Source organism: Polaromonas sp., from assembly GCF_039930745.1.
Lineage (GTDB): Bacteria > Pseudomonadota > Gammaproteobacteria > Burkholderiales > Burkholderiaceae_C > Polaromonas.
Genome location: NZ_JBDTTH010000008.1, coordinates 62171 through 82829, shown reverse-complemented (window position 1 = coordinate 82829; position 20659 = coordinate 62171). Strand labels below are relative to the sequence as shown.

Sequence of the window (20659 nt, the reverse complement as noted above, 5' to 3'; positions counted from 1 at the left end):
AGCGCTAGGCGCTGATGGTCAAAAAATGGGCCTGCTGGGCGAGCAGTTGCAGGTTGATTTCCTGCCAACGGGCACCGTTCGAATCGACATAACTGTGGCCAAAAAACTCCGGCGAGTCAGCAGCCTTTTCAGCAAAATCGGTGAACGCCTCCGGATTACGCAACCCGGCCAGCTTGTCGATCTGCAACGCGCAGTTGATCTCCAGAGCGCTGTTCAGGGCCACCAGCCGGGACTCGGTGCGCGCCAGTTCGGTGCGCGGGGGCGGCATTTTGCCGGTCACAAAACTGGCCAGGTCAACAACGCCATACAAGCCACCCCGCAAATTGGCCACGCCGGCAAACCAAGCCTGCGTATAAGGCACATTTTGCGCATTGACCCACGGGAAAATTTCTCCGGACTGGTTCAGGGGGAACAGGTATTTGTCGCCGCCGGCTTCCACGGCAAGCCAGGATGCCGAAACGCCCTGGGTTTTGGCGGCTTTCAGCCTGTCGGCCAGGCGGCTTTGCAGTTCTCTCAGTGCTTGTCGGTTGGCCATGCTTTATCGGGATCGGTGCGGGATCAGCCCAGCGCCTTGATTTTGGCCATCAGGTCGTCGGCATCCACCGGCTTGGTGATGTAGTCTTTGGCGCCCTGACGCATTCCCCAAACACGGTCTGTTTCCTGGTTTTTGCTGGTGCACATGATGATGGGCACGTCAGCATACAAGGGATCGCGGGTGATGGCGCGCGTGAGCTGGAAGCCATTTTGCCCGGGCATCACCACGTCCATCAGGATCAGGTCAGGTTTTTCCTCAGCAAGCCGACGAAAGGCATCTTCCGCGTTCTCAGCGGTTTTGACGGAGAAACCGTTTTTGACCAACAGGTCGGTCATGAACATCAACTCCGTTTTAGAGTCATCCACAATCAGAACTTTTTTAATCGCCATCACGCTACTCCTTGTTTTGCGCTGCCAAGTTCCTGCACGGTATGCAGCAACTGGTCTTTGGTAAACGGCTTGGTCAGGTAGTCTTGCGAACCGACCATCCTGCCCCTCGCCTTGTCGAAAACGCCGTCTTTGGAAGACAGCATCACAATGGGTACAGTTGAAAATTTAGGGTTGCGCTTGATGATTGCGCAGGTCTGGTAACCGTCCAGACGAGGCATCAGGATGTCGCAGAAGATCAGGTCGGGCAGGTAGTCGTTGACCTTGGAAAGCGCGTCAAAACCGTCTTCGGCAAGCAAAACCTCATGCCCGCCCTGCTTCAGGAATATCTCAGCGCTACGCCGGATGGTGTTGCTGTCGTCGATGACCAAAACTTTAAGGCCCGAACTGGTAATACTCACTGACTGTGCTCCTTGTAACGCGCCACCGGCACTGCAACGCCCGATGCGCGCTTTTGTTTAGACATCCGGCCCGGCCGTTCAGATCTGGACCATTTCAAAGTCTTCCTTGCGCGCGCCACACTCGGGACAGGTCCAGTTCATCGGTACCTGAGCCCAGGGCGTTCCCGCCGCAATTCCGTGTTCTGGCGCGCCAGTCGCTTCGTCATAAATCCACCCACAAATTAAACACATCCAGGTCATTGTTTGAGTCACAGCTTAAGTTGCCTTCGAATAGAATGCAACAATTGTATCGAGGCGGCGTTGCTTATTCGCTTACGAGGCAAAATTCCAGCCCTATGGCAAACCCCACCCCCCCTCCTCTGGACATCCGGCAAATGGAAACAGAGGACAGCGAAACCTCACCCGCCTGCGTGATGACCTTCAATGCCAACGACCCAAGTGGCGCAGGCGGTCTGACGGCGGACATCAGCGCCATCGCATCAGCCGGCGCACACGCGCTGGCCGTCGTCACCGGCGCCTATGTACGCGATACCGCCGAGATTTTCGACCATACTTCCTTTGACGAAGATGCGGTCACCGAGCAGGCCCGCACGGCACTCGAGGACATGCCGGTTGCTGCCATCAAGGTCGGTTTTGTCGGCAGCCCGGAAACCATCAGCGCCATCGCGGAAATTGCATCGGACTATGCCGACGTCCCGCTAATCGCCTACATGCCCAACCTGTCATGGTGGGAAGAAGAAGCCATTGACAGCTACCTGGACGCCTTTCGTGAACTGATGCTGCCGCAGACCACCGTGCTGGTGGGCAACCACAGCAGCCTGTGGCGCTGGCTGCTGCCGGACTGGACTGGCGACAAAAGCCCCACGGCCCGCGATATTGCCAAGGCAGCTTCGGAATTCGGCGTGCCCTACACGCTGGTCACGGGCGTGCCCCTGCCCGACCAGTTCATTGACAATGTACTGGCCACGCCGCAAGCCATTCTTTACAGCGAAAAATTCGAACGTTTTGAAGCGGTGTTTGCTGGTGCCGGCGACACGCTGACCGCCGCACTGTCAGCTCTGCTGGCCAACGGCCACAACCTGCAGGCCGCAACTGCTGAAGCCCTCACCTACCTCGATCACAGCCTGGACGCCGGTTTTCGTCCTGGCATGGGCAACATCGTGCCCGACCGGCTGTTCTGGGCACAGGCAGAAGATGACGCAATAGACGCCGGCGACGACGAAGGCAGTGATCCGGATGAATCCCTGCTCCCCTTGCCTCCCTTTGACCTACCCACCAATGGCACCAAACACTAGTCCCGACAAGTCCCGCAACGCAGCGCTGTTCGAGCGTGCCCGAAAACTGATTCCTGGCGGTGTCAACTCGCCGGTGCGCGCCTTCAAGGCCGTCGGCGGCACCCCGCGTTTTGTGCAGCGCGCGCAGGGCGCCTACTTCTGGGACGCCGACGGCCAGCGTTACATCGACTACATCGGCTCATGGGGTCCGATGATTCTGGGCCATGGCCACCCTGCGGTGGTCGAAGCCGTGCAAAAGGCTGTGCTCGAAGGCTTCTCTTACGGCGCACCGACTGAACGCGAGGTGGAGTTGGCCGAAGAAATCGTCAAGCTGGTGCCCTCCATCGACATGCTGCGCCTGGTCAGTTCGGGTACCGAAGCGGGCATGAGCGCGATCCGCCTTGCGCGGGGCGCCACCGGACGCAGCAAGATCATCAAATTCGAAGGCTGTTACCACGGCCATGCCGACGCTTTGCTGGTCAAAGCTGGTTCAGGCCTGGCGACTTTTGGCAACCCGACCAGCGCCGGCGTGCCGCCCGAGGTCGTGCAGCACACGCAGGTGCTCGAGTACAACCACATCGCCCAGCTCGAAGAAGCCTTTGCCCTCCATGGCAGCAGCACCGCCTGCCTGATCATCGAGCCGATTGCCGGCAACATGAATTTTGTGCGGGCCAGCGTCCCTTTCATGAAGCGCTGCCGGGAGTTGTGCACCCAGTACGGCGTGTTGCTGGTCTTCGACGAAGTCATGACGGGCTTTCGCGTGGCGTTGGGCGGCGCGCAAAGCGTCTATGCAAAAAGCATCCCGGGTTTCAAGCCCGACATGACGGTCATGGGCAAAGTCATAGGCGGCGGCATGCCACTGGCCGCCTTTGGCGGCTCTCGCGCAGTGATGGAGCAGCTGGCTCCGCTGGGCCCCGTGTACCAGGCCGGCACGCTGTCGGGCAACCCCGTGGCTACCGCCTGCGGCTTGGCAACCTTGCGCGAGTTGCAAAAACCCGGGTTTTACGAAGCGCTGTCCGAGCGCACGCGCAGCCTGACCCGTGGCCTGACGCAGGCGGCCCACCAGGCAGGTGTCACCTTCAGCGCCGACAGCGAAGGCGGCATGTTCGGCTTTTTTCTTCTGGACCCACTGCCGCAGAACTACGCCACCGTGATGACCACCGATGGCCCGACCTTCAACCGTTTCTTCCACGCGATGCTCGATCAGGGTGTCTACTACGCGCCGGCCTTGTACGAAGCCGGCTTTGTCAGCTCGGCGCACACGGCGGCCGACATCGAAGAAACGGTGCAGGCGGCTGCCCGGTTTTTTGCCGGTGGCTAAGCAGGCATTTCCCGCTTCGCTCTCAGCCCCCCATCAATCCCGGATCATGTCCTGGATGAAAGGCTGCGCTACAAATTTGCTACTAATTCAGTAGCTAATTAAGCCCGCTGGACGGGGGCTAAAGCCACTTTTTGCTTTCAAAAAGTGGCTTCAGTGCCGGAAGTGCCGGACACCGCTGAGCACCATCACCACGCCCCGCTCGTCTGCCGCGGCAATGACTTCCTCATCGCGCATGCTGCCGCCCGGCTGGATCACGCAGGTGGCGCCCACGTCCACCACCACATCCAGGCCGTCGCGGAAGGGGAAAAAGGCGTCGCTTGCGACAGCGGAACCGGCCAGATCGAGACTGGCGTTGGCCGCCTTGATCGCGGCGATGCGGGCCGAATCGATGCGGCTCATCTGGCCCGCGCCTACACCCAGCGTCATGCCGCCGCCGCAGAACACGATGGCGTTGGACTTGACGTACTTGGCGACCTTCCAGGCGAACAGCAGGTCCTGCAGCTGCGCAGGCGTCGGCTGCAGCTTGCTGACCACCTTCAGGTCAGCCAGTGCCAGTTCATGGTTGTCGGCGGTCTGCATCAGCAGGCCGGAACCGACACGTTTGACGTCCATCAGGTTGCGCCCCTGCTTCCACGCGGTGTCGCCACCCGGCGGCAAGTCGATCTGCAGGATGCGGACATTGACCTTGGTCTTGAACACTTCCAGCGCCGCGGGCGTAAAGGCCGGCGCCATCAACACCTCGACAAACTGTTTGGAGATTTGCTGCGCAGCCGCTTCGTCAAGGGTGCAGTTCAGCGCAATGATGCCGCCAAAGGCCGAGGTGGGGTCGGTCTTGAAAGCCTTGCTGTAGGCTTCGAGCGCATCCTTGCCCACGGCCACACCGCAGGGGTTGGCGTGTTTGACGATCACACAGGCGGACTCGGTAAAGCCCTTGACGCATTCCCAGGCGGCATCGGCATCGGCGATGTTGTTGTACGACAGCTCCTTGCCCTGCAGCTGTTTGGCCGTCACGAGCGAACCCGGCGCCGGGTACAGGTCGCTGTACAGCGCGGCTTGCTGGTGCGAGTTTTCACCGTAGCGCAGGTCCTGTACTTTGACAAAGCGCCCATTGGACTGCCCGGAAAACAGGCTATGTGCGCCATCGGACTGGATGCCCGAGAGGTAATCGCTGATCGCGCCGTCGTACTGGCTGATGCGGTTGAAGGCAGCCACCGACAAAGCAAATTTGGTGGCATCAGCCAGCTTGCCCGAGGCCTTGAGTTCTTCCAGCACACCAGCGTACTGCGAAGCATCCGTCAGCACCCCGACATCCTTCCAGTTCTTGGCGGCCGATCGCACCATGGCCGGGCCGCCGATGTCGATGTTTTCAATCGCGTCTTCCAGCGTGCAGCCGGGCTTGGCGACCGTGGCTTCAAACGGGTAGAGATTGACAACCAGCAAGTCGATGGTGTCAATGCCGTGGGTCTTGAGCGCCGCCATGTGTTCGGGCACATCGCGCCGTGCCAGCAGACCGCCATGCACCATCGGGTGCAGGGTCTTGACGCGGCCATCGAGCATTTCGGGAAAGCCCGTCAGCTCGGCGACTTCGGTCACCGGCAGCTTTTCATCGGCCAGCAGCTTGGCAGTGCCGCCGGTGGAAATCAGTTTGATGCCCAACGCATGCAGCGCACGCGCAAAGTCAACAATGCCGGTTTTGTCGGAGACGGAAATCAGGGCGTTCATGCTTGTCTTTGTTTCTCGGGGGATGGAATGCGACTGCCGGGTCACTTGATCAGTTTGTGTTCGACGAGTTTTTTGCGCAGGGTGTTGCGGTTCAGGCCCAGCCATTCGGCAGCGCGGGACTGGTTCTGGTCGGCATGTTGCATCACGACTTCCAGCAGCGGTTTTTCGACCACGCGGACCATCATGTCGTACATGCCGTCGGGCTCGGTGCCGCGCAGGTCCTTGAAATAACCCTCCAGGCTGGTGCGTACGCACTCTTCTATGTGTTTCTTGCTCATGCGAGCTCTCCCTCCTTCTTGTTCTGTCTGTCATTGTCGCCGGCCGCGGCTTGTACCATGCCTGAAGCCGCTGCGGGCATGCGGTCCATGCGGCCGCCAAGTTCATCAAAAAAATCTGCCACTGCCTGCCATTGCGCTTCGCTGTCTTCCAGGAGGTTCATGCGTGCGCGAAAGGTTTCCCCGCCCGGCAAGGGCTTGACGTACCAGCCGATGTGCTTGCGTGCAGTACGCACACCGCTGAAGGCGCCATACAGCTCATAGTGGTCCAGCAGGTGATCGAGCAGCAGGCGCTTGACCTCGGCCACCAGCGGTGGCGCAAGATGCGTGCCGGTCGCCAGGAAATGCGCCATTTCGCGAAAGATCCAGGGCCGGCCCTGGGCGGCTCTGCCCACCATGACCGCATCGGCCCGGGTGTAAGCCAGCACATCGCGGGCTTTTTCCGGCGTGTTGATGTCGCCGTTGGCCACCACCGGCACAGACACCGCGGCCTTGACCGCAGCAATCGTGTCGTACTCGGCCTGCCCCTTGTAGCCCTGCTCGCGCGTGCGGCCATGCACGGTGAGCATCTGCACGCCGGCGGACTCGAAGGCGCGCGCCAGCACGACGGCATTTTTATGCGTGTCAGCCCAGCCGGTGCGCATTTTCAGGGTCACAGGAACATTGCGCGGTGCGCAGGCGGCAACCACGGCCTCGGCAATCGCGAGCGCCAGCGGCTCATCCTGCATCAGGGCCGAGCCAGCCCATTTGTTGCAGACTTTCTTGGCCGGGCAACCCATGTTGATGTCGATGATCTGCGCGCCGCGGTCGATGTTGTAGGCAGCAGCCTCGGCCATCATCTGCGCGTCGGTGCCGGCAATCTGCACCGCAACCGGCGCCACTTCGCCATCGTGGTTGGCGCGGCGCGAAGTTTTCAGCGTGTCCCACAGGTCACGCCGCGAGGTCACCATTTCGCTGACCGCGTAGCCTGCACCACCGGCCTTGCACAGGCGCCGAAATGGCCGGTCGGTAACCCCGGCCATCGGCGCGGCAAACAAATTGTTTGCCAAAACGTAGGGGCCGATATTCATGGAAGGTGCAGGCAGGTGGTGGGTGCGCAAAAAGGAGGCACGATTGTAACTGCCCAAAATTTCAGCAATTGAAATTTAGACCCCCAGTTGTAAGCGCTTGCCCTACACACCCACAAATGAGCCATCCCTATACTCGACTTCAATGGAAGCTTGGCTACGACACCTGATTGAAGCACTGGCTTTGCCGGAATATGGCCTGAGCACGGTGTTCGTCGTCTCCTTTGTTTCCGCCACCCTGTTGCCCCTAGGTTCCGAGCCGGTCGTGTTCGGCCTTGTCAAACTCAGCCCCCACATGTTCTGGCCTGCAGTCCTGGTGGCTACTGCAGGCAACACGCTGGGCGGCATGCTGGACTGGTGGCTGGGTTATGGCGCCCACAAGGTGGTGGACAAATACTCGCATTCGTCCCACCACGGGCGCGCCATACGCTGGCTGGAAAAACTCGGCCCTAAAGCCTGCCTGCTGGCTTGGTTGCCTGCGGTGGGCGACCCGTTGTGCGCTGTGGCTGGCTGGCTCAAATTTCCGTTCTGGCCCTGTGTGGCTTACATGGCCATCGGCAAGTTTGCGCGCTACTTCCTGATGACGGGCGCACTGGTCTGGGCCTTTCCGGGAGGCTTCAAATTCCTTGGTAGTTGATGAGCCCTCACGGTCGCTCACTGCGTGTAGCTCCCTGCCCCCCGAGGGGGCCGCTGCGCCTGCGGACTGGCAGAGCCAGATCCGCGGCCCCGGCTGGTTGAAGGGAGTGCTCGTTGCGCTTTTAAAACCGTTCGTGAGGCTGCAGATAGCGCCACTGGCCGACCGGCAGGCTGCTCATGGGTACGCGCCCCACACGGATGCGCTTCATGGCGGACACGCTGAGCCCCACGCTTTCGCACATGAAGGCGATCTGGCCCGGGCGTTCGCCCTTGAGCGCAAAACGCAGACGGGTTTCGTTCTGCCAACTGACCTTGGCCGGTGGCAACAACACCCCGTTAAAAGTAAAGCCGTGGTCGAGGCGGTTAAGACGTTGCAGGCCACCCGGTGAGATGGTGCCGGTTACGTCCACGATGACCTCATGCTCCATCACCGAGGCATCCTCGTTGAGCTTGCGCGCCACGCGCCAGTCCTGCGTGAACACCACCAGACCGCTTGCCGGCGTGGCAAGTGGGGTCGCCAGCGTCAACGCCGTAAAGTGCTTTTTCAGGGGCCGGATACCCGAGCGGTCATCTTTTGCCTGGTTGGCCGCCACCAGCAGTTGCGGCGCCGGGCTTGCTGGACGGCCGGCACCTGAGTCCAGGCCAGCCTCGAAGCCTGCGGGCTTGTTCAACAGCAGCGTGACGGGTGCCAGTTCCAGCAGACTGGCGTCGGGGTCGAGTTCGATCTTCTGATCCAGCACGCGGTGCTGGGGTTCTTCAACCACCACACCGTCGACCCGCACCCAGCCACCCTCGATGTACTGCTCGGCCTCGCGGCGCGAGCAGTTGAGCATCTGGGCCAGACGTTTAGCGAGGCGGACGGGTTCGGTCATGCGATTTGCGCACTCCTTTCAAGTGCCACCGTCGAACCGGCTCCGCCGGTCGACAGGAGGCGTCCCCTGCAAGGGGAGGATGGGCTACACGCAGTGAGCCCAGGCAGGGGTGTACTCATCTAGCTGCTAAACAGGAAATTCATCACGTCGCCATCTTTGACGACATATTCCTTGCCTTCGCTGCGCATCTTGCCGGCGTCCTTGGCACCCTGCTCACCCCTGTAGGTGATGAAGTCGTCAAAGGCAATGGTCTGTGCGCGGATGTAGCCCTTCTCGAAATCGGTATGGATCACACCTGCGGCCTGGGGGCCGGTGTCACCCACATGAATGGTCCAGGCGCGCACTTCTTTCACACCAGCGGTGAAGTAAGTCTGCAGCCCCAACAGCTTGAAGGCGGCGCGAATGAGGCGATTCAGACCCGGCTCTTCCTGGCCGATCTCTGCCAGGAACATGGTTTTGTCCTCGTCGCTCATGTCCGCCATCTCGGCTTCCATCTTGGCGCAGATGGCCACCACAGGCGCGTTCTGGCTGGCCGCGTAGGCACGCAGCTTGTCGAGGAAGGGATTGTTTTCAAGACCGTCTTCGGCCACATTGCCAACAAACATGGCGGGCTTGGCCGTGATCAGAAAGAACTGCTGCAGCAAGGGCAACTCTTCCTTGCTGAACTCCAGCGTTCGCACGGGCTTGGCCTGATTGAGCGCTGCCTGGCATTTCTCAAGAATGGCCACCAGCTTGATGGATTCCTTGTCGCCTGAACGCGCCGTCTTGGTCACGCGATGCAGGGCTTTTTCCACCGCGGTCAGATCGGCCAGGCAAAGTTCGGTCTGGATCACTTCGATGTCGGAAATCGGGTCCACCTTGCCGGCCACGTGGATCACGTTGTCGTCTTCGAAGCAGCGCACCACATTGACAATGGCATCCGTTTCGCGAATATGTGCCAGAAATTTGTTGCCCAGCCCCTCGCCGGTGCTGGCACCCGCCACCAGGCCGGCGATATCGACAAACTCGACGATTGCGGGCACGATGCGCTCGGGATGGATGATTTCTGCGAGCTGGGCCAGCCTCGCATCGGGCAGCTCGACGATGCCGACATTGGGCTCGATGGTGCAAAACGGGTAGTTCTCCGCTGCAATGCCCGCCTTGGTCAAAGCGTTAAAAAGGGTGGATTTCCCCACGTTGGGCAAGCCTACAATACCGCACTTCAGACTCATGACAAACCTTCAAAAACAGGCTGTGAAGTGTATGCGATACGCGACCGGCCTCCTGGCGGCGCTGCTGCTGGCGGTTCTGTCGGGTTTGCTGGGCGCAGCCAGTTTTGCCCAGCCCATTGTCATTCTGGACGACCAGCATCCCGTCACAGATCTGCAAGCCAGTGCCCTGACCTGGATGGACAGCGATGCCCAGGCCACTATCACGCAGCTGGCGGCCAGCAACACCCGCCCCCCCATGAGTCCCGCGCAAGCCCATGCTGTTTATGCGCTCGGTCCGCAGTCCGCGCTGTGGCAACACTATCGCTTCAAGAAATCAGCCCATTCACAGCAAGACTGGGTGCTGCAGTTTCCCCTGCCCCTGCTGGACCAGGTCACCGTCTTCCAGCAGACCCCCACAGGCGGCTGGATCGGCGAGACGGCTGGTGACACCGTCGCCGTTTCCACCTGGCCGGAGTCTGGCCGTTACCCGCAATTCCATCTGGCACTGACAAGCGATGGCGTCCGCGACGTGTATGTTCGCGTCCAGCACGCGACACGTGTCAACATTCCGGTCAGGGCCATCTCAGGCAAAGCTCGCAGCCATGGCCAGCAGGTCGAGGCCATGGCCTCAGGCATGATGCTGGGCGCCCTGCTTTTGCTGATTGTTGCCGGGGCTGCCCAGAGCCTGGTCTACCGCGACCCGGCCTACGGCTGGTATGCCCTGTATGTGGCGGTCATGACGCTGGTGGCCGCCGCATGGACGGGTGTGGCCAGCCAGTTGCTGTGGAGCGGTTCCGGTGGCTGGGCCGACCTGGCACCGGGCTGCCTGAGCCTTCTGGCGGCGGGCGCGGCACCCATGGTCGTGCATCACCTGTGCGGCACAGGCACAGGCCAGAAATGGCTTGCCCCGGTCGCGTACTGGCTTGGCGCGGCCAGCCTGCCACTGGCAATCACCTATGCCATGGTGGAGCGCGGCACCGGCGTCATCATTGCGGGCGCCTATGTGATGGTGGTATTGGTGCTGGGCATGCGCAGGGCCATCATCGTCTGGAAGGGCAAGGACATGGTGGGGTTCTGGGTGCTTGCCGCCTTCATGCCATTGGCGCTGGCTGCCCTGCTGACGCTGGCCGGCACCTCGGGCCTGCTTCCAGTGTCAGCGCTATCGCAATACGGGCTCCTGGCCGGCCTGACCCTCCAGGTGCCTTTGCTGCTGGTCGCGTTGAACCTGCGCTCACGCGAGCGCCACAGCATGGAAGCCAGAGAGCAGGCCATGGCGAGCCAGGATGCGCTGACCGGCCTGCTGACCCCTCATTTGTTCAACGACCGGCTTCACCGGGTGGTCTCACGCGCCACGCGCCACGGAGAACCGGCTGCCGTGGTTTATGTGGAGCTGGCCAATTACGATTACGTCAAGCGCACCCACGGCACCGCGGTGGCCGAACAAAGCCTGTTGCGCAGCGTGATCAAGCTGCGCCGCATCCTGCGGGATGTCGACACCGTGGGCAGGGTGGATGAAGCCCGTTTTGGCCTGATCATGGAAGGCGCCTCCACCCGCGAGCCGGTGACCGACATGGCCGCGCGACTGATCGCCTCGGGACTGATGCCGCTTAAAGGACTCAAGCCCGAAGTTATTCTGCAGTTTCACGTCGCCGGTGTGCTGCTCACCGAGAAGCTGGCGAACGGGCCGGAACTCTCGCAGGCCCTGGCCCATCTGCTCGACGGCATGGCGGCGCGCACACGCCGGCCCATCCGTTTCCTGGAGCCCGAACTCACCCGGCCCATGCCGTTGGAAGAGGACTCCACGGACGAGAGCAACCGCGACAGCGATCCGATCCGGAATTACCCGAAGTTGTAGTTGGCCGTGACGCCCTGCCCCACCTTGAGCAGGTGGTCGTTGCCCTGCAGGACAATGGCATTCATGCCGAAGCTCACCGCGCCCTTGAGGCGTGGCTCCTGCCGGTAAGTCTGCAGCATGTCGCCTACGTCTGGGCTGCTCAGTGCCGTGGCCGGATCAATGTTGGGAATCGGGCAGCGTGGGCAAGGCTTGACGGGCTTGAGCCGCACCACCCCCTGGTCCGTGGCAATCTCCAGCAGGTCAAGCCGGTCTTCATCATGCGGCGCGAGCCCGTTGCCGCCGGACACATCGCCCAGCACTATGTTGGGCCGGAAACGCACCATGCCGACAGCCACAGCGCCTCGCGTCTGCAATTTTTCATTCAATCCTGCCAGCGAAGCTTCGCTGAGTACCAGCAACGGATAGCCGTCACTGAACTGGTTGAGGGCCTCCACGTCCCCGGTCCATTGCGGACTGGATGCACGTTTTTCCTCGGGGTCAAAACGCACCAGCCGCGCTTTCACGCCGAGGAAATCGCTGAACCACTGGGCTGCAATGGGCCCCATGTCGTAGGCCTTGACCTCGTCGTCCCAGATGTTGACGCGCACCGGCTTCTGCACCTGGTCTAGCGCGATATGCAGCGCCAGCATGCCCGGGGCGCGCAGCACCATGTCGTGGTACTTGAGCTGCGGCTGGATCAAAGCCATGCGGGGCAGCTCGCGCTGTGTCAGGAAGGAACCCTGTTCATCAACCACCATCCAGGCCCGGTCAAACTCCAGCCCCGTTTCAGTCAATATCGCCTCTTGCACCTGCACACCCGCACAGGACTTGACGGGATACACCCACAGCCCGGCAATCACGGCCCTGACGTCGGCCGTCCGGGCGCCTGGTGTTTCGCTCAATGGTTCACTCATGTGGCAAGTCCTTCAAGTCAGATAGTACAAGTTGCAGCAATCCGGGGACGATTTTGCACTGCCTTCTAAAATGAGCCATGTCCAAGCCCTTTGATGTCTGTATCCGCGGTGGCGGTGTGGTCGGCCGCACGCTGGCCCTGTTGCTGGCGCGCGATCGCCTGCATGTGGCCCTGGTTGCCCGGCCCGCGCCGGCCGCCGGCCCGGCTGACAAGCCCGCTTCGCAGGATGTACGGGCTTATGCCCTGAACAGCGCATCACGCCGGTTGCTGGCCTCGCTCAGGGCCTGGCCAGATGCGCCCGCCGCCACTCCGGTGCTGGAAATGCGCGTCTGGGGTGACGATGGCGGCCGGCTTGATTTTTCAGCGCCGCCGGCCGACCCTGAAGCGGCCCTGGCCTGGATCGTCGATGTGCCGGCGCTGGAGCAGCAACTGGCAGAAGCCGTGCGTTACCAGCCGCAGATAGAAACCCTGGAGGCAGAAACCCTGGAAGCACCGGTCAAAGCCGCGCTGACCGTCATCTGCGAAGGCCAGAAAAGTACCAGCCGTAATGAGTTCGGCGTGCAATGGGTCGTCAAGCCCTATCCGCAAAAAGCCATGGCTGCCCGCCTGCGAAGCGATCTGCCGCACCGGGGCGTGGCCCGCCAGTGGTTTCACAACGGCGAAATCCTGGCTCTTTTGCCGATAGGCGGCGCCGAAGGGAACTCTGTGGCGCTGGTGTGGTCAGTCTCTGTGGAACATGCCGCCGCGCTGGAAAAGTTGACCCCGGAAGAATTTTCAGCAGCTGTGCAAACCGTCTGCGGTGCCGAAGCGGGTTGCCTGGAGCTGGCGAGCAGCCGGGCCAGTTGGCCGTTGGCGCTGTCGCGGGCCGAGCGCTGGGTGGGTCCGGGCTGGGCGCTGGCAGGCGACGCCGCACACGCGGTGCACCCGCTGGCCGGCCAAGGGCTGAACCTGGGGCTGGCTGATGCAGCCGGGCTTGGGGCCGTGATCCACGGGCGCGAGTACTGGCGCGGCCTGGGTGACGAAAAGCTGCTGCGGCGCTACGAACGCTCGCGCAAGGCCGATGTGGCGGCTATGGGCGCGGTGACCGATGGCCTGCACAGCCTGTTTGCACAAGACGATGCGCGCTGGCAGGCTGTGCGCAACTGGGGCATGAAGGGTTTTGCGCGCAGTGGGACGCTTAAGGAGTGGGTCATGCGGCAGGCCATGGGTTCGCCGCAGGGTTGATTCTGGATGAATAGCCCCTTGAGGGGACGATAGATTAAATTGACTGGAAAACGATGACATTGTTCAAATCAATTCTGGCTGGCGCGTTGCTGGCCATCAGCCTGGGCGCCACGGCGCAGGAAGCAGCCATTCGCAAGGCCCTCACCGAACGCCTGCCCAACCTGCCCAAAATCGACGAGATCAAACAGGCACCCATGGCCGGCCTGTATGAGGTGCGCGTCAACGGCAGCGAAATTTTCTACACGGATGCAGAAGGCAACTACCTGATCCAGGGTCACCTGATCGACACCAAGGCCAGGCGCAATCTGACGGAAGAACGTGTCGATAAACTCAATGCCGTGGCTTTTGACGCGCTCCCGCTCAAGGACGCATTCACAATTGTGCGCGGCAACGGCAAGCGGAAAATGGCCGTGTTTGAAGACCCGAACTGCGGTTATTGCAAACGTTTTGAACGCGACATGCAAAAGGTCAGCGACGTCACCGTCTACATGTTTTTATACCCTATCCTCAGCGCAGACTCTGGCGAAAAATCGAAAAATATCTGGTGCGCCAAAGACAAAGCCAAAGTCTGGCAAGACCTGATGGTGCGCGACCAACCGGTGGCCAGCGCCAGCTGCGATGTCAGCGCAATGGAGCGCAACATCGAGTTCGGGAAAAAATACCGTATCACCGGTACACCCACCGTGATTTTTGCCGACGGATCGCGCGTACCCGGTGCGATCAGCGCCCGGGAGGTCGAAAAGCACCTGGCCGAGGCTAAAGTCCCCTGATTCCGGGCTGGCCTTCCGCTTCAAATTTTTAACAAAATATGCCTCTAGCCCTTTGATGGTGGGCGATAGCAGCTATCCAATCGATAGCAAATTAACAACCCTCTGTGCACCCGCCGGCTGAGGGCCTGCATTTCACCGATGCAGTATTCTTTGCGCATATGCCCAAACATCCTGCCAAGCCTTCCGGAGCCTCGCTGGCGGCGGTCCACTACCGCGTCGAAGTCGCCGACCTCCACGCCCATCTGTTCCGCATCACACTGACCATTGCCCGTCCCGCGGCGCTACAGCGACTGGTCCTGCCAGTGTGGATTCCCGGCAGCTACCTGGTGCGCGAGTTCTCGAAAAACCTGCAGGGCTTGCGGGCCCGCCAAGGCACACGCGCCCTACCCGCCGGCCAAATCGAGCAACTGGACAAATGCAGCTGGCAGGTCCTTTGCAGCCCCGACCGGCCGCTGGTGCTGGCTTACGAGGTTTACGCCAATGACAACTCGGTACGCACCGCCTCGCTGGACGCCGGACGCGGTTTCTTCAATGGCAGTTCACTGTGTTTACAGGTCGAGGACCAGCACCGGGCAGCGCATGCACTTGAAGTGGTCTCTGCACCGGCCATCAGCGCCTGGTCTGTCGCCACGGGGCTGAGTCCGCTGAAAATCAACAGACAAGGCTTCGGGACCTACCTCGCCGCCAACTACGACGAGCTGGTTGACTGCCCGGTCGAAATGGGTTCCTTCTGGAGCGGCTCTTTTTCCGCCTGCGGCGTACCACACCGCTTTGTGGTGGCCGGAGCCACGGCCAGTTTTGACGGTGCCCGGCTGCTGGCCGATACCCGGAAGATCTGCGAAGCGCAAATCCGCTTCTGGCATGGCAGCAAGAAGCCGCCACACAAAAACTACCTGTTCATGCTCAATGCCGTGGACGACGGTTACGGCGGGCTGGAACATCGCAACTCCACCGCGCTGATCTGCCAGCGCCAGGACCTGCCGCGCCTGGGCAGCAGCAAGCTGCCCGAGGGTTACACCACGCTGCGTGGGCTGATCAGCCACGAATACTTCCACACCTGGAACGTCAAGCGCCTGCGGCCCGCCGAGTTCGGCACCTACGCCTATGGCCGCGAAAATTACACGCAGCTGCTCTGGTTTTTTGAAGGTTTCACGAGTTATTACGACGACCTGCTCCTGCGCCGCGCCGGGCTGATTGACGACGCGGCCTACCTCAAGCTCCTGAACAAGACCATCAACCAGGTCATGCAGACACCCGGACGGCTGTTGCAGTCTGCTGCCCAGGCCAGCTTTGACGCGTGGGTCAAGTACTACCGCCAGGACGAAAACACGCCGAACGCCACCGTCAGCTACTACACCAAGGGCGCGCTGATCGCCTTGTGTTTTGACCTGACATTGCGCGCAGAAAGCAAGGGCACCACCCTAGTCACTCTTGACGACGTGATGCGCCAGCTGTGGCTGCGTTGCCGTGGGGGAGTGATGACCGAAGCGGACTTCGCGGCGGCACTGCAAGAGGTCGGTGGCCGCTCCTACGCGCCGGAAATCGCCAGCTGGGTGCACGGCAAAAGCGAGCTCCCGCTGCGCGAGCTGTTGCAGCGCCACGGCGTTGCCGTGCTCGATGAGCCCGCGCAGTTAGCACAGACCCTGGGCCTGCGCGTGCAGGAGTCAAGCGGGGTGCAGGTCAAGACCGTGTTGCGCGGCGGCGCAGCCGAACGTGCCGGGTTTGCAGCCGGTGATGAGTGGCTGGGAGTTGAACCCGTCGCCACCGGAAAAAGAAAACCGCCCGCCGAAGGCTGGCGCCTGGCCAGGCTCGATGACCTGATGCTTTACGCCGGGGCACGGAAAAAGATGCTGGCCCTGGTTGCGCGTGACAAGCGGCTGCTGCGGCTGGAGCTGAGTCTGCCGCCGGCAGCGAGCACCTGGCGCCTGGTCCTGCGCGACGCCGCATTGGTGGCACCGTGGCTCTCTCCGGTTGCATGACCCGATCGCCCTGGGACAGCGGCTCAGCTTCCCGGCGTGTGCAGTTCGACCTGTGCAATAAAGTTTTCTGCCCCTGAGTTGCCCTTGACATCGCGGACGATTTCCCTGGCGCGCTTGACCGCAGCGACAAACTCCGCGAGATTCTTGGCCGTCTCGATTTTCATGCACAACACCTCGGCGCTGGGGCCGAGCAAGTCGGTCAGAAGACGCGCGGTAAAACGCTTGGCTTCCGGCAATGAAACCACCATCAGGGGCGCCGGCTCGGTGTTGGCCATCGAAGAGACTGCATGCGCAGATGCGGTACTGGCCGGCACTGCACCACCGACCGGCTCGATAAAGCCGTCTTGCGCCAGCTGCAGCAGCATCTGTTCGCAGTCGCCGACCACCAGGGACATGGCGGCAAGCTCCGTGTAGCCGCGTTTTCCATCAATCATGATCAACAGGGATCGCAGTTTGGGCGCCAGACCCGACTGCCTGTTCGCAATCGCCTCCACACCTTTCGGCGTCTTGTGGTAGATCGCTTGCTTGTCAATCATGGCAACCTCCTACAACTCGTTGTCGAGTCAGTCTAAAACTAAAGTGACACACCGTCGAGAGGGTGCTTACCCGGGAACAAACCGGAGCCCCGGGCCTCGCCGCTCAGTGCCTGTGGTCCAGTACCCGCTTGGCCTTGCCCAGGCTGCGTTCCACCCCGCCCTCGGCACGCAGCTCGATGTCCGCGCTGGTGCCGACATAGGCTTTGATTTCTTGCTGCAGCAAACGTGCTGCGGCTTGCGCAGGCGCGCTGTCGGTCGCCAGGCCAGGCCGGGCCGGGTTTCCACCACCACGCACAGGCTGTCCATCGCACCGTCGCGGGTTAGGATGCACTGGTAGTGCGGCGCAAGTTCGATACGTTTGAGAATCAGCTCCTCGATCTGCGTGGGGAACACGTTGACGCCGCGAACAATCATCATGTCGTCGCTGCGCCCGGTGATTTTTTCCATGCGCCGCATGCTGCGTGCCGTGCCGGGCAGCAGGCGTGTCAGGTCCCGCGTGCGGTAGCGGATGATGGGCAGGGCTTCCTTGCTCAGGCTGGTGAACACCAGCTCACCTATCTCGCCGTCAGGCAGCAACTCGCCGCTGACGGGGTCGATGATCTCCGGATAAAAGTGATCTTCCCAAATGGTTGGCCCATCCTTGGTTTCCACACATTCGCTGGCCACGCCCGGGCCGATGACTTCACTCAGCCCGTAGATGTCCACCGCGTCGATGCCCATGCGCTTTTCGATTGCATGGCGCATGTCGTTGGTCCACGGCTCGGCGCCGAAGATGCCTGTGCGCAAGCTGGAGTCGGCCGGCGTCATGCCCTGCTTTTCGAACTCGTCGGCAATCGCCAGCATGTAGCTGGGCGTCACCATGATGATGTCGGGCCTGAAGTCGGTGATCAGCTGCACCTGGCGCTCGGTCTGCCCGCCGCCGAAGGGCACCACCGTCAGTCCGAGTTTTTCGGCACCATAATGCGCGCCGAGTCCCCCGGTGAACAGGCCGTAGCCATAACTGATGTGCACCAGGTCGCCAGGCCGCGCGCCTGCCGCGCGTATGCTGCGCGCGACGCAGCCCGACCACATATCCACATCGTTCTTCGTGTAGGCGACCACGGTCGGCTTGCCGGTGGTGCCGCTGGACGCATGAATACGCATGCATTGCTCGCGCGGCACCGCCAGCATGCCGAAGGGATAGCTGTCGCGTAAATCCTGCTTGGTGGTGAAGGGAAACTTCGCCAGGTCGGCCAGCGTCCTGCATTCCCCGGGGTGCACACCGGCCGCATCGAATTTGGCCTTGTACACCGGCGAATGAAGATAAGCATGCTGCAGCGTGGACTGCATGCGCTTGAGCTGCAAGGCGCGCAGTTCGTCGAGACCGGCCTTTTCTATGGCTTCGAGCGGGAAACTTGTCATGGCGCCTCCGCAGCAGGGCCGGGAATCACGCTGCCTGCAATCTGCGCGCTCTTGCCGCGGAACATGGCCACCACCTCGCCGCGCTGGTTGCTAACCTTCATGTCGTAAATACCATGCCGACCCTGTAACGCCTGCTCCATACCCTCGCAGGTCAGCACATCGCCGAGCTGGCCTGGCTTGAGGAACTCGATGCTGCAACCCGCCGCCACCGCGACCTTGTTGCGGCTGTTGCAGGCAAAGGCAAAGGTGGAGTCTGCCAGCGTGAAGATCAACCCACCGTGGCAGATCTTGTGCCCGTTGAGCATGGCCTCGCGCACGGCCATGCGCATCACGGCGCGGCCGGGCTCGCAAGACAACAACTCCATCTGCATGAATTCACGTGAGGCACTGTCGGCGGCAAACATGGCTTCGCCGACCTGGCGTGCGAGTGTTTTGGCGTCCATCATTCGCCGCCGGGCCGCCCCAAGGCGGATGACGCCCCCTCGGGGGGCAGTGAGTACATGCAATGACGAACGTGGGGGCTCATGCTAATCGCCCCTGAACGCCGCTGGGCGCTTCTCGAGAAAGGCCATCACGCCTTCGATGTAGTCATGCGTGCGTCCGAGCGCTGACTGCGTGTCGCGTTCTTTGTCCAACTGGGCATCCAGGTCGCGGCTCGCACCTTCGCTGAGCAGGCGCCGCGTTTCAACCAGGGCGCGGGTCGGCATCTGCGCCAGCCGTGTGGCCAGTTGCATGGCTTTGTCCACGCAGTCTTCGCCCTCGGCGGTCACGTCCCAGATCATTCCCCACTCTTTCGCATCCTTCGCGCTGAGCTTGTCACCCAGCATGGCCAGCCCCATCGCGCGCGCCAGGCCCAGCCGCTTGACCAGGAACCAGGAACCGCCCGCATCGGGCACCAGGCCGATCTTGCTGAAAGCCTGGATGAAACTGGCGCCCGGCGCGGCAATCGCCAGGTCGCAGGTCATGGCCAGCGAGGCGCCCGCGCCGGCGGCCACACCATTGACCGCGGCAATGGTCGGAACGCGCAACTTCTGCAACCGCCGCACCGTCGGGTTAAAGGCCTGGTCAATGATGGGGCCGGGATCGGCGCGCTGGACCAGGTTGGGCCCGGGCACGAAATCAAACTCGGCCAGATCGGCGCCGGCGCAAAAACCCCGGCCAGCGCCGGTGATGACCAGGGCACGCAGGGCGCGGTCGGCCTCAATCCTGTCCAGCGCGTCCCACAGCTGCTGGTGCATCTGGCGCGTGAAGCTGTTCAGTGCCTGCGGCCGGTTCAGCGTCACCAGCACCACGGCGCCGTGTATGGAAAAAAGAACCGTCGGTTCGGAAGGGGCATCGCTCATGTCTGTCTCCTGTTCTTGAATTTAGCATTAACCGACTCGACGGTCGGTTAATGTTTTCCCTTGCCCGCCAGGCCTTGGACGCATGGCATGATTCAGCCACAAGGACTTGCCATGACTTACGAACTCATTCTGACCAAAACCGAGGGCCACGTCGGCATCGTGACGCTGAATCGCCCCAAGCAGCTCAATGCACTGAACGACCAGTTGATGGACGAACTGGGCGCCGCGCTAAAGGCTTTCGACGCGGACGACCACATCGGCTGCATGATCCTCACCGGCAGCGAAAAAGCCTTTGCGGCCGGCGCCGATATCGGCGCCATGGCCACTTACAGCTTTGCCGATGTCTACAAGGGCGACTACATCACGCGCAACTGGGAACAAATCCGAAGCATACGCAAGCCGGTGATCGCCGCGGTCAGCGGCTTTGCGCTGGGCGGCGGTTGTGAGCTGGCGATGATGTGCGACTTCATCATTGCCGCGGACAACGCCAGGTTCGGCCAGCCGGAAATCAAGCTCGGCGTCATTCCCGGTGCCGGGGGCACACAGCGCCTGCCGCGCGCGGTCGGCAAAGCCAAGGCCATGGACCTTGTTCTGACCGGCCGCATGATGGACGCAGTGGAGGCTGAACGCAGCGGCCTGGCCAGCCGCGTCGTTCCACTGGACAAGCTGATGGATGAAGCGCTGGGCGCGGCGCTGCAGATTTGCGACTACGGACAGATTGCCGTGATGGCCGCGAAGGAGGCGGTCAACCGCGCCTACGAGGGCACCCTGGCCGACGGCATCATGTTCGAGCGGCGCCTGTTCCATGCAGCCTTCGCCACCAGCGATCAAAAGGAAGGCATGGACGCGTTTGTGAACAAGCGCAAGCCAACCTTTACCAATCGATAGCGTAGCGGGGGTTTCCGGCACTTTCAGAAGTCTGACTAACCGGGATGCAGGGCAAGGCGCGTGTCGCATCGCTCTTTCGAGCTCATGCGAGG

21 protein-coding genes and 1 pseudogene are annotated in these 20659 nt (G+C 61.8%); 8 read left to right on the top strand and 14 right to left on the bottom strand.

Going from position 1 to position 20659, the window contains the following annotated elements; genetic code table 11:
• Positions 1 to 4 precede the first annotated feature (4 nt).
• From ABI660_RS05060 to ABI660_RS05045, 4 genes are all read right to left on the bottom strand, one after another.
• Positions 5 to 535, bottom strand: coding sequence for a chemotaxis protein CheW (locus ABI660_RS05060; protein ID WP_348065590.1), 531 nt, complete (start codon positions 533 to 535; stop codon positions 5 to 7).
• 23 nt (positions 536 to 558) lie between these two features.
• The gene (locus ABI660_RS05055) at positions 559 to 924 is read right to left on the bottom strand and encodes a response regulator (protein ID WP_348065588.1); all 366 of its coding nucleotides are present in this window, start codon (positions 922 to 924) and stop codon (positions 559 to 561) included.
• A complete protein-coding gene (locus ABI660_RS05050; RefSeq protein WP_348065586.1) occupies positions 924 to 1322 on the bottom strand; it encodes a response regulator in 399 nt (132 codons plus the stop codon). Before ABI660_RS05050 ends, ABI660_RS05055 begins: the two co-directional genes overlap by 1 nt.
• A 78-nt stretch (positions 1323 to 1400) precedes the next feature.
• A complete protein-coding gene (locus tag ABI660_RS05045; protein WP_348065584.1) occupies positions 1401 to 1574 on the bottom strand; it encodes a rubredoxin in 174 nt (57 codons plus the stop codon).
• Between the two features lie 122 nt (positions 1575 to 1696).
• Between ABI660_RS05045 and ABI660_RS05040 the strand changes: the two genes are divergently transcribed.
• Together ABI660_RS05040 and hemL are read left to right on the top strand one after the other, a co-directional pair.
• Positions 1697 to 2617 (top strand): bifunctional hydroxymethylpyrimidine kinase/phosphomethylpyrimidine kinase, encoded by a 921-nt coding sequence (locus ABI660_RS05040; protein WP_348065626.1) that lies wholly within the window; start codon positions 1697 to 1699, stop codon positions 2615 to 2617.
• On the top strand, positions 2601 to 3917 hold the full coding sequence (gene hemL / locus ABI660_RS05035; RefSeq protein ID WP_348065582.1) for a glutamate-1-semialdehyde 2,1-aminomutase: 1317 nt from the start codon (positions 2601 to 2603) through the stop codon (positions 3915 to 3917). Before ABI660_RS05040 ends, hemL begins: the two co-directional genes overlap by 17 nt.
• A 150-nt stretch (positions 3918 to 4067) precedes the next feature.
• On the opposite strand, the gene purH is transcribed toward hemL, so the two are convergent.
• The 3 genes from purH to dusB are packed head-to-tail and all read right to left on the bottom strand — an operon-like array spanning position 4068 to position 6984.
• A complete protein-coding gene (gene purH, locus ABI660_RS05030) occupies positions 4068 to 5639 on the bottom strand; it encodes a bifunctional phosphoribosylaminoimidazolecarboxamide formyltransferase/IMP cyclohydrolase (RefSeq protein WP_348065580.1) in 1572 nt (523 codons plus the stop codon).
• Positions 5640 to 5680: 41 nt separating this feature from the next.
• Positions 5681 to 5917, bottom strand: a complete 237-nt coding sequence (locus tag ABI660_RS05025) for a Fis family transcriptional regulator (RefSeq protein ID WP_348065578.1) — start codon at positions 5915 to 5917, stop codon at positions 5681 to 5683.
• Positions 5914 to 6984, bottom strand: coding sequence for a tRNA dihydrouridine synthase DusB (gene dusB, locus ABI660_RS05020; protein WP_348065576.1), 1071 nt, complete (start codon positions 6982 to 6984; stop codon positions 5914 to 5916). The genes ABI660_RS05025 and dusB overlap by 4 nt, the downstream gene beginning before the upstream one ends.
• Positions 6985 to 7126: 142 nt before the next feature.
• Between dusB and ABI660_RS05015 the strand changes: the two genes are divergently transcribed.
• Complete coding sequence (locus tag ABI660_RS05015; RefSeq protein ID WP_348065574.1) at positions 7127 to 7618, top strand: YqaA family protein; 492 nt, start codon at positions 7127 to 7129, stop codon at positions 7616 to 7618.
• Between the two features lie 121 nt (positions 7619 to 7739).
• Here ABI660_RS05015 and ABI660_RS05010 read toward each other — a convergent pair whose 3' ends face one another.
• Positions 7740 to 8489 carry an rRNA pseudouridine synthase gene (locus ABI660_RS05010; protein ID WP_348065572.1) on the bottom strand — a complete coding sequence of 250 codons (750 nt, stop codon included), beginning with the start codon at positions 8487 to 8489 and terminating at the stop codon, positions 7740 to 7742.
• Positions 8490 to 8608: 119 nt separating this feature from the next.
• Entirely contained in the window at positions 8609 to 9700 is a 1092-nt protein-coding gene (gene ychF / locus ABI660_RS05005; protein WP_348065570.1) for a redox-regulated ATPase YchF, read from the bottom strand.
• A gap of 31 nt (positions 9701 to 9731) precedes the next feature.
• On the opposite strand from ychF, the gene ABI660_RS05000 reads away from it, so the two are divergent.
• Positions 9732 to 11534, top strand: a complete 1803-nt coding sequence (locus ABI660_RS05000) for a 7TM diverse intracellular signaling domain-containing protein (RefSeq protein ID WP_348065568.1) — start codon at positions 9732 to 9734, stop codon at positions 11532 to 11534.
• Here the strand turns inward: ABI660_RS05000 and ABI660_RS04995 are convergent.
• Positions 11519 to 12427, bottom strand: coding sequence for an MOSC N-terminal beta barrel domain-containing protein (locus ABI660_RS04995; protein WP_348065566.1), 909 nt, complete (start codon positions 12425 to 12427; stop codon positions 11519 to 11521). The two genes, ABI660_RS05000 and ABI660_RS04995, sit on opposite strands and share 16 nt — an antisense overlap.
• A gap of 77 nt (positions 12428 to 12504) precedes the next feature.
• Here ABI660_RS04995 and ABI660_RS04990 point away from each other — a divergent pair, with 77 nt between their 5' ends.
• The 3 genes from ABI660_RS04990 (at position 12505) to ABI660_RS04980 (ending at position 16399) form a co-directional block, all read left to right on the top strand.
• Entirely contained in the window at positions 12505 to 13650 is a 1146-nt protein-coding gene (locus ABI660_RS04990) for an FAD-dependent monooxygenase (protein ID WP_348065564.1), read from the top strand.
• Between the two features lie 53 nt (positions 13651 to 13703).
• Positions 13704 to 14420 carry a DsbC family protein gene (locus ABI660_RS04985; protein ID WP_348065562.1) on the top strand — a complete coding sequence of 239 codons (717 nt, stop codon included), beginning with the start codon at positions 13704 to 13706 and terminating at the stop codon, positions 14418 to 14420.
• Positions 14421 to 14578: 158 nt separating this feature from the next.
• Positions 14579 to 16399, top strand: coding sequence for a peptidase M61 (locus tag ABI660_RS04980; protein ID WP_348065560.1), 1821 nt, complete (start codon positions 14579 to 14581; stop codon positions 16397 to 16399).
• A gap of 23 nt (positions 16400 to 16422) precedes the next feature.
• On the opposite strand, the gene ABI660_RS04975 is transcribed toward ABI660_RS04980, so the two are convergent.
• The 4 genes and pseudogenes from ABI660_RS04975 to ABI660_RS04960 form a co-directional block, all read right to left on the bottom strand.
• Positions 16423 to 16935 (bottom strand): hypothetical protein, encoded by a 513-nt coding sequence (locus tag ABI660_RS04975; protein ID WP_348065558.1) that lies wholly within the window; start codon positions 16933 to 16935, stop codon positions 16423 to 16425.
• Between the two features lie 103 nt (positions 16936 to 17038).
• A pseudogene (paaK, locus tag ABI660_RS04970) lies at positions 17039 to 18336 on the bottom strand (phenylacetate--CoA ligase PaaK).
• Positions 18333 to 18782, bottom strand: a complete 450-nt coding sequence (gene paaI / locus ABI660_RS04965) for a hydroxyphenylacetyl-CoA thioesterase PaaI (RefSeq protein ID WP_348065556.1) — start codon at positions 18780 to 18782, stop codon at positions 18333 to 18335. Before paaI ends, paaK begins: the two are co-directional and overlap by 4 nt.
• Positions 18783 to 18863: 81 nt before the next feature.
• Positions 18864 to 19679: an enoyl-CoA hydratase-related protein gene (locus ABI660_RS04960; protein ID WP_348065554.1), complete on the bottom strand. Its 816-nt coding sequence runs from the start codon at positions 19677 to 19679 to the stop codon at positions 18864 to 18866.
• A gap of 111 nt (positions 19680 to 19790) precedes the next feature.
• On the opposite strand from ABI660_RS04960, the gene ABI660_RS04955 reads away from it, so the two are divergent.
• Positions 19791 to 20567 carry an enoyl-CoA hydratase gene (locus ABI660_RS04955; RefSeq protein ID WP_348065552.1) on the top strand — a complete coding sequence of 259 codons (777 nt, stop codon included), beginning with the start codon at positions 19791 to 19793 and terminating at the stop codon, positions 20565 to 20567.
• The last annotated feature ends 92 nt before the right edge of the window (positions 20568 to 20659 follow it).

What these genes read in the sequence shown, in the direction of transcription:
- ABI660_RS05060 (WP_348065590.1), bottom strand. Translation starts at nt 535, where the DNA reads ATGGCCAACCGACAAGCACTGAGAGAACTGCAAAGCCGCCTGGCCGAC.
- ABI660_RS05055 (WP_348065588.1), bottom strand. Translation starts at nt 924, where the DNA reads ATGGCGATTAAAAAAGTTCTGATTGTGGATGACTCTAAAACGGAGTTG.
- ABI660_RS05040 (WP_348065626.1), top strand. Translation starts at nt 1,697, where the DNA reads ATGGAAACAGAGGACAGCGAAACCTCACCCGCCTGCGTGATGACCTTC.
- hemL (WP_348065582.1), top strand. Translation starts at nt 2,601, where the DNA reads ATGGCACCAAACACTAGTCCCGACAAGTCCCGCAACGCAGCGCTGTTC.
- purH (WP_348065580.1), bottom strand. Translation starts at nt 5,639, where the DNA reads ATGAACGCCCTGATTTCCGTCTCCGACAAAACCGGCATTGTTGACTTT.
- ABI660_RS05025 (WP_348065578.1), bottom strand. Translation starts at nt 5,917, where the DNA reads ATGAGCAAGAAACACATAGAAGAGTGCGTACGCACCAGCCTGGAGGGT.
- dusB (WP_348065576.1), bottom strand. Translation starts at nt 6,984, where the DNA reads ATGAATATCGGCCCCTACGTTTTGGCAAACAATTTGTTTGCCGCGCCG.
- ABI660_RS05015 (WP_348065574.1), top strand. Translation starts at nt 7,127, where the DNA reads ATGGAAGCTTGGCTACGACACCTGATTGAAGCACTGGCTTTGCCGGAA.
- ABI660_RS05010 (WP_348065572.1), bottom strand. Translation starts at nt 8,489, where the DNA reads ATGACCGAACCCGTCCGCCTCGCTAAACGTCTGGCCCAGATGCTCAAC.
- ychF (WP_348065570.1), bottom strand. Translation starts at nt 9,700, where the DNA reads ATGAGTCTGAAGTGCGGTATTGTAGGCTTGCCCAACGTGGGGAAATCC.
- ABI660_RS05000 (WP_348065568.1), top strand. Translation starts at nt 9,732, where the DNA reads ATGCGATACGCGACCGGCCTCCTGGCGGCGCTGCTGCTGGCGGTTCTG.
- ABI660_RS04995 (WP_348065566.1), bottom strand. Translation starts at nt 12,427, where the DNA reads ATGAGTGAACCATTGAGCGAAACACCAGGCGCCCGGACGGCCGACGTC.
- ABI660_RS04990 (WP_348065564.1), top strand. Translation starts at nt 12,505, where the DNA reads ATGTCCAAGCCCTTTGATGTCTGTATCCGCGGTGGCGGTGTGGTCGGC.
- ABI660_RS04985 (WP_348065562.1), top strand. Translation starts at nt 13,704, where the DNA reads ATGACATTGTTCAAATCAATTCTGGCTGGCGCGTTGCTGGCCATCAGC.
- ABI660_RS04980 (WP_348065560.1), top strand. Translation starts at nt 14,579, where the DNA reads ATGCCCAAACATCCTGCCAAGCCTTCCGGAGCCTCGCTGGCGGCGGTC.
- ABI660_RS04975 (WP_348065558.1), bottom strand. Translation starts at nt 16,935, where the DNA reads ATGATTGACAAGCAAGCGATCTACCACAAGACGCCGAAAGGTGTGGAG.
- paaI (WP_348065556.1), bottom strand. Translation starts at nt 18,782, where the DNA reads ATGATGGACGCCAAAACACTCGCACGCCAGGTCGGCGAAGCCATGTTT.
- ABI660_RS04960 (WP_348065554.1), bottom strand. Translation starts at nt 19,679, where the DNA reads ATGAGCGATGCCCCTTCCGAACCGACGGTTCTTTTTTCCATACACGGC.
- ABI660_RS04955 (WP_348065552.1), top strand. Translation starts at nt 19,791, where the DNA reads ATGACTTACGAACTCATTCTGACCAAAACCGAGGGCCACGTCGGCATC.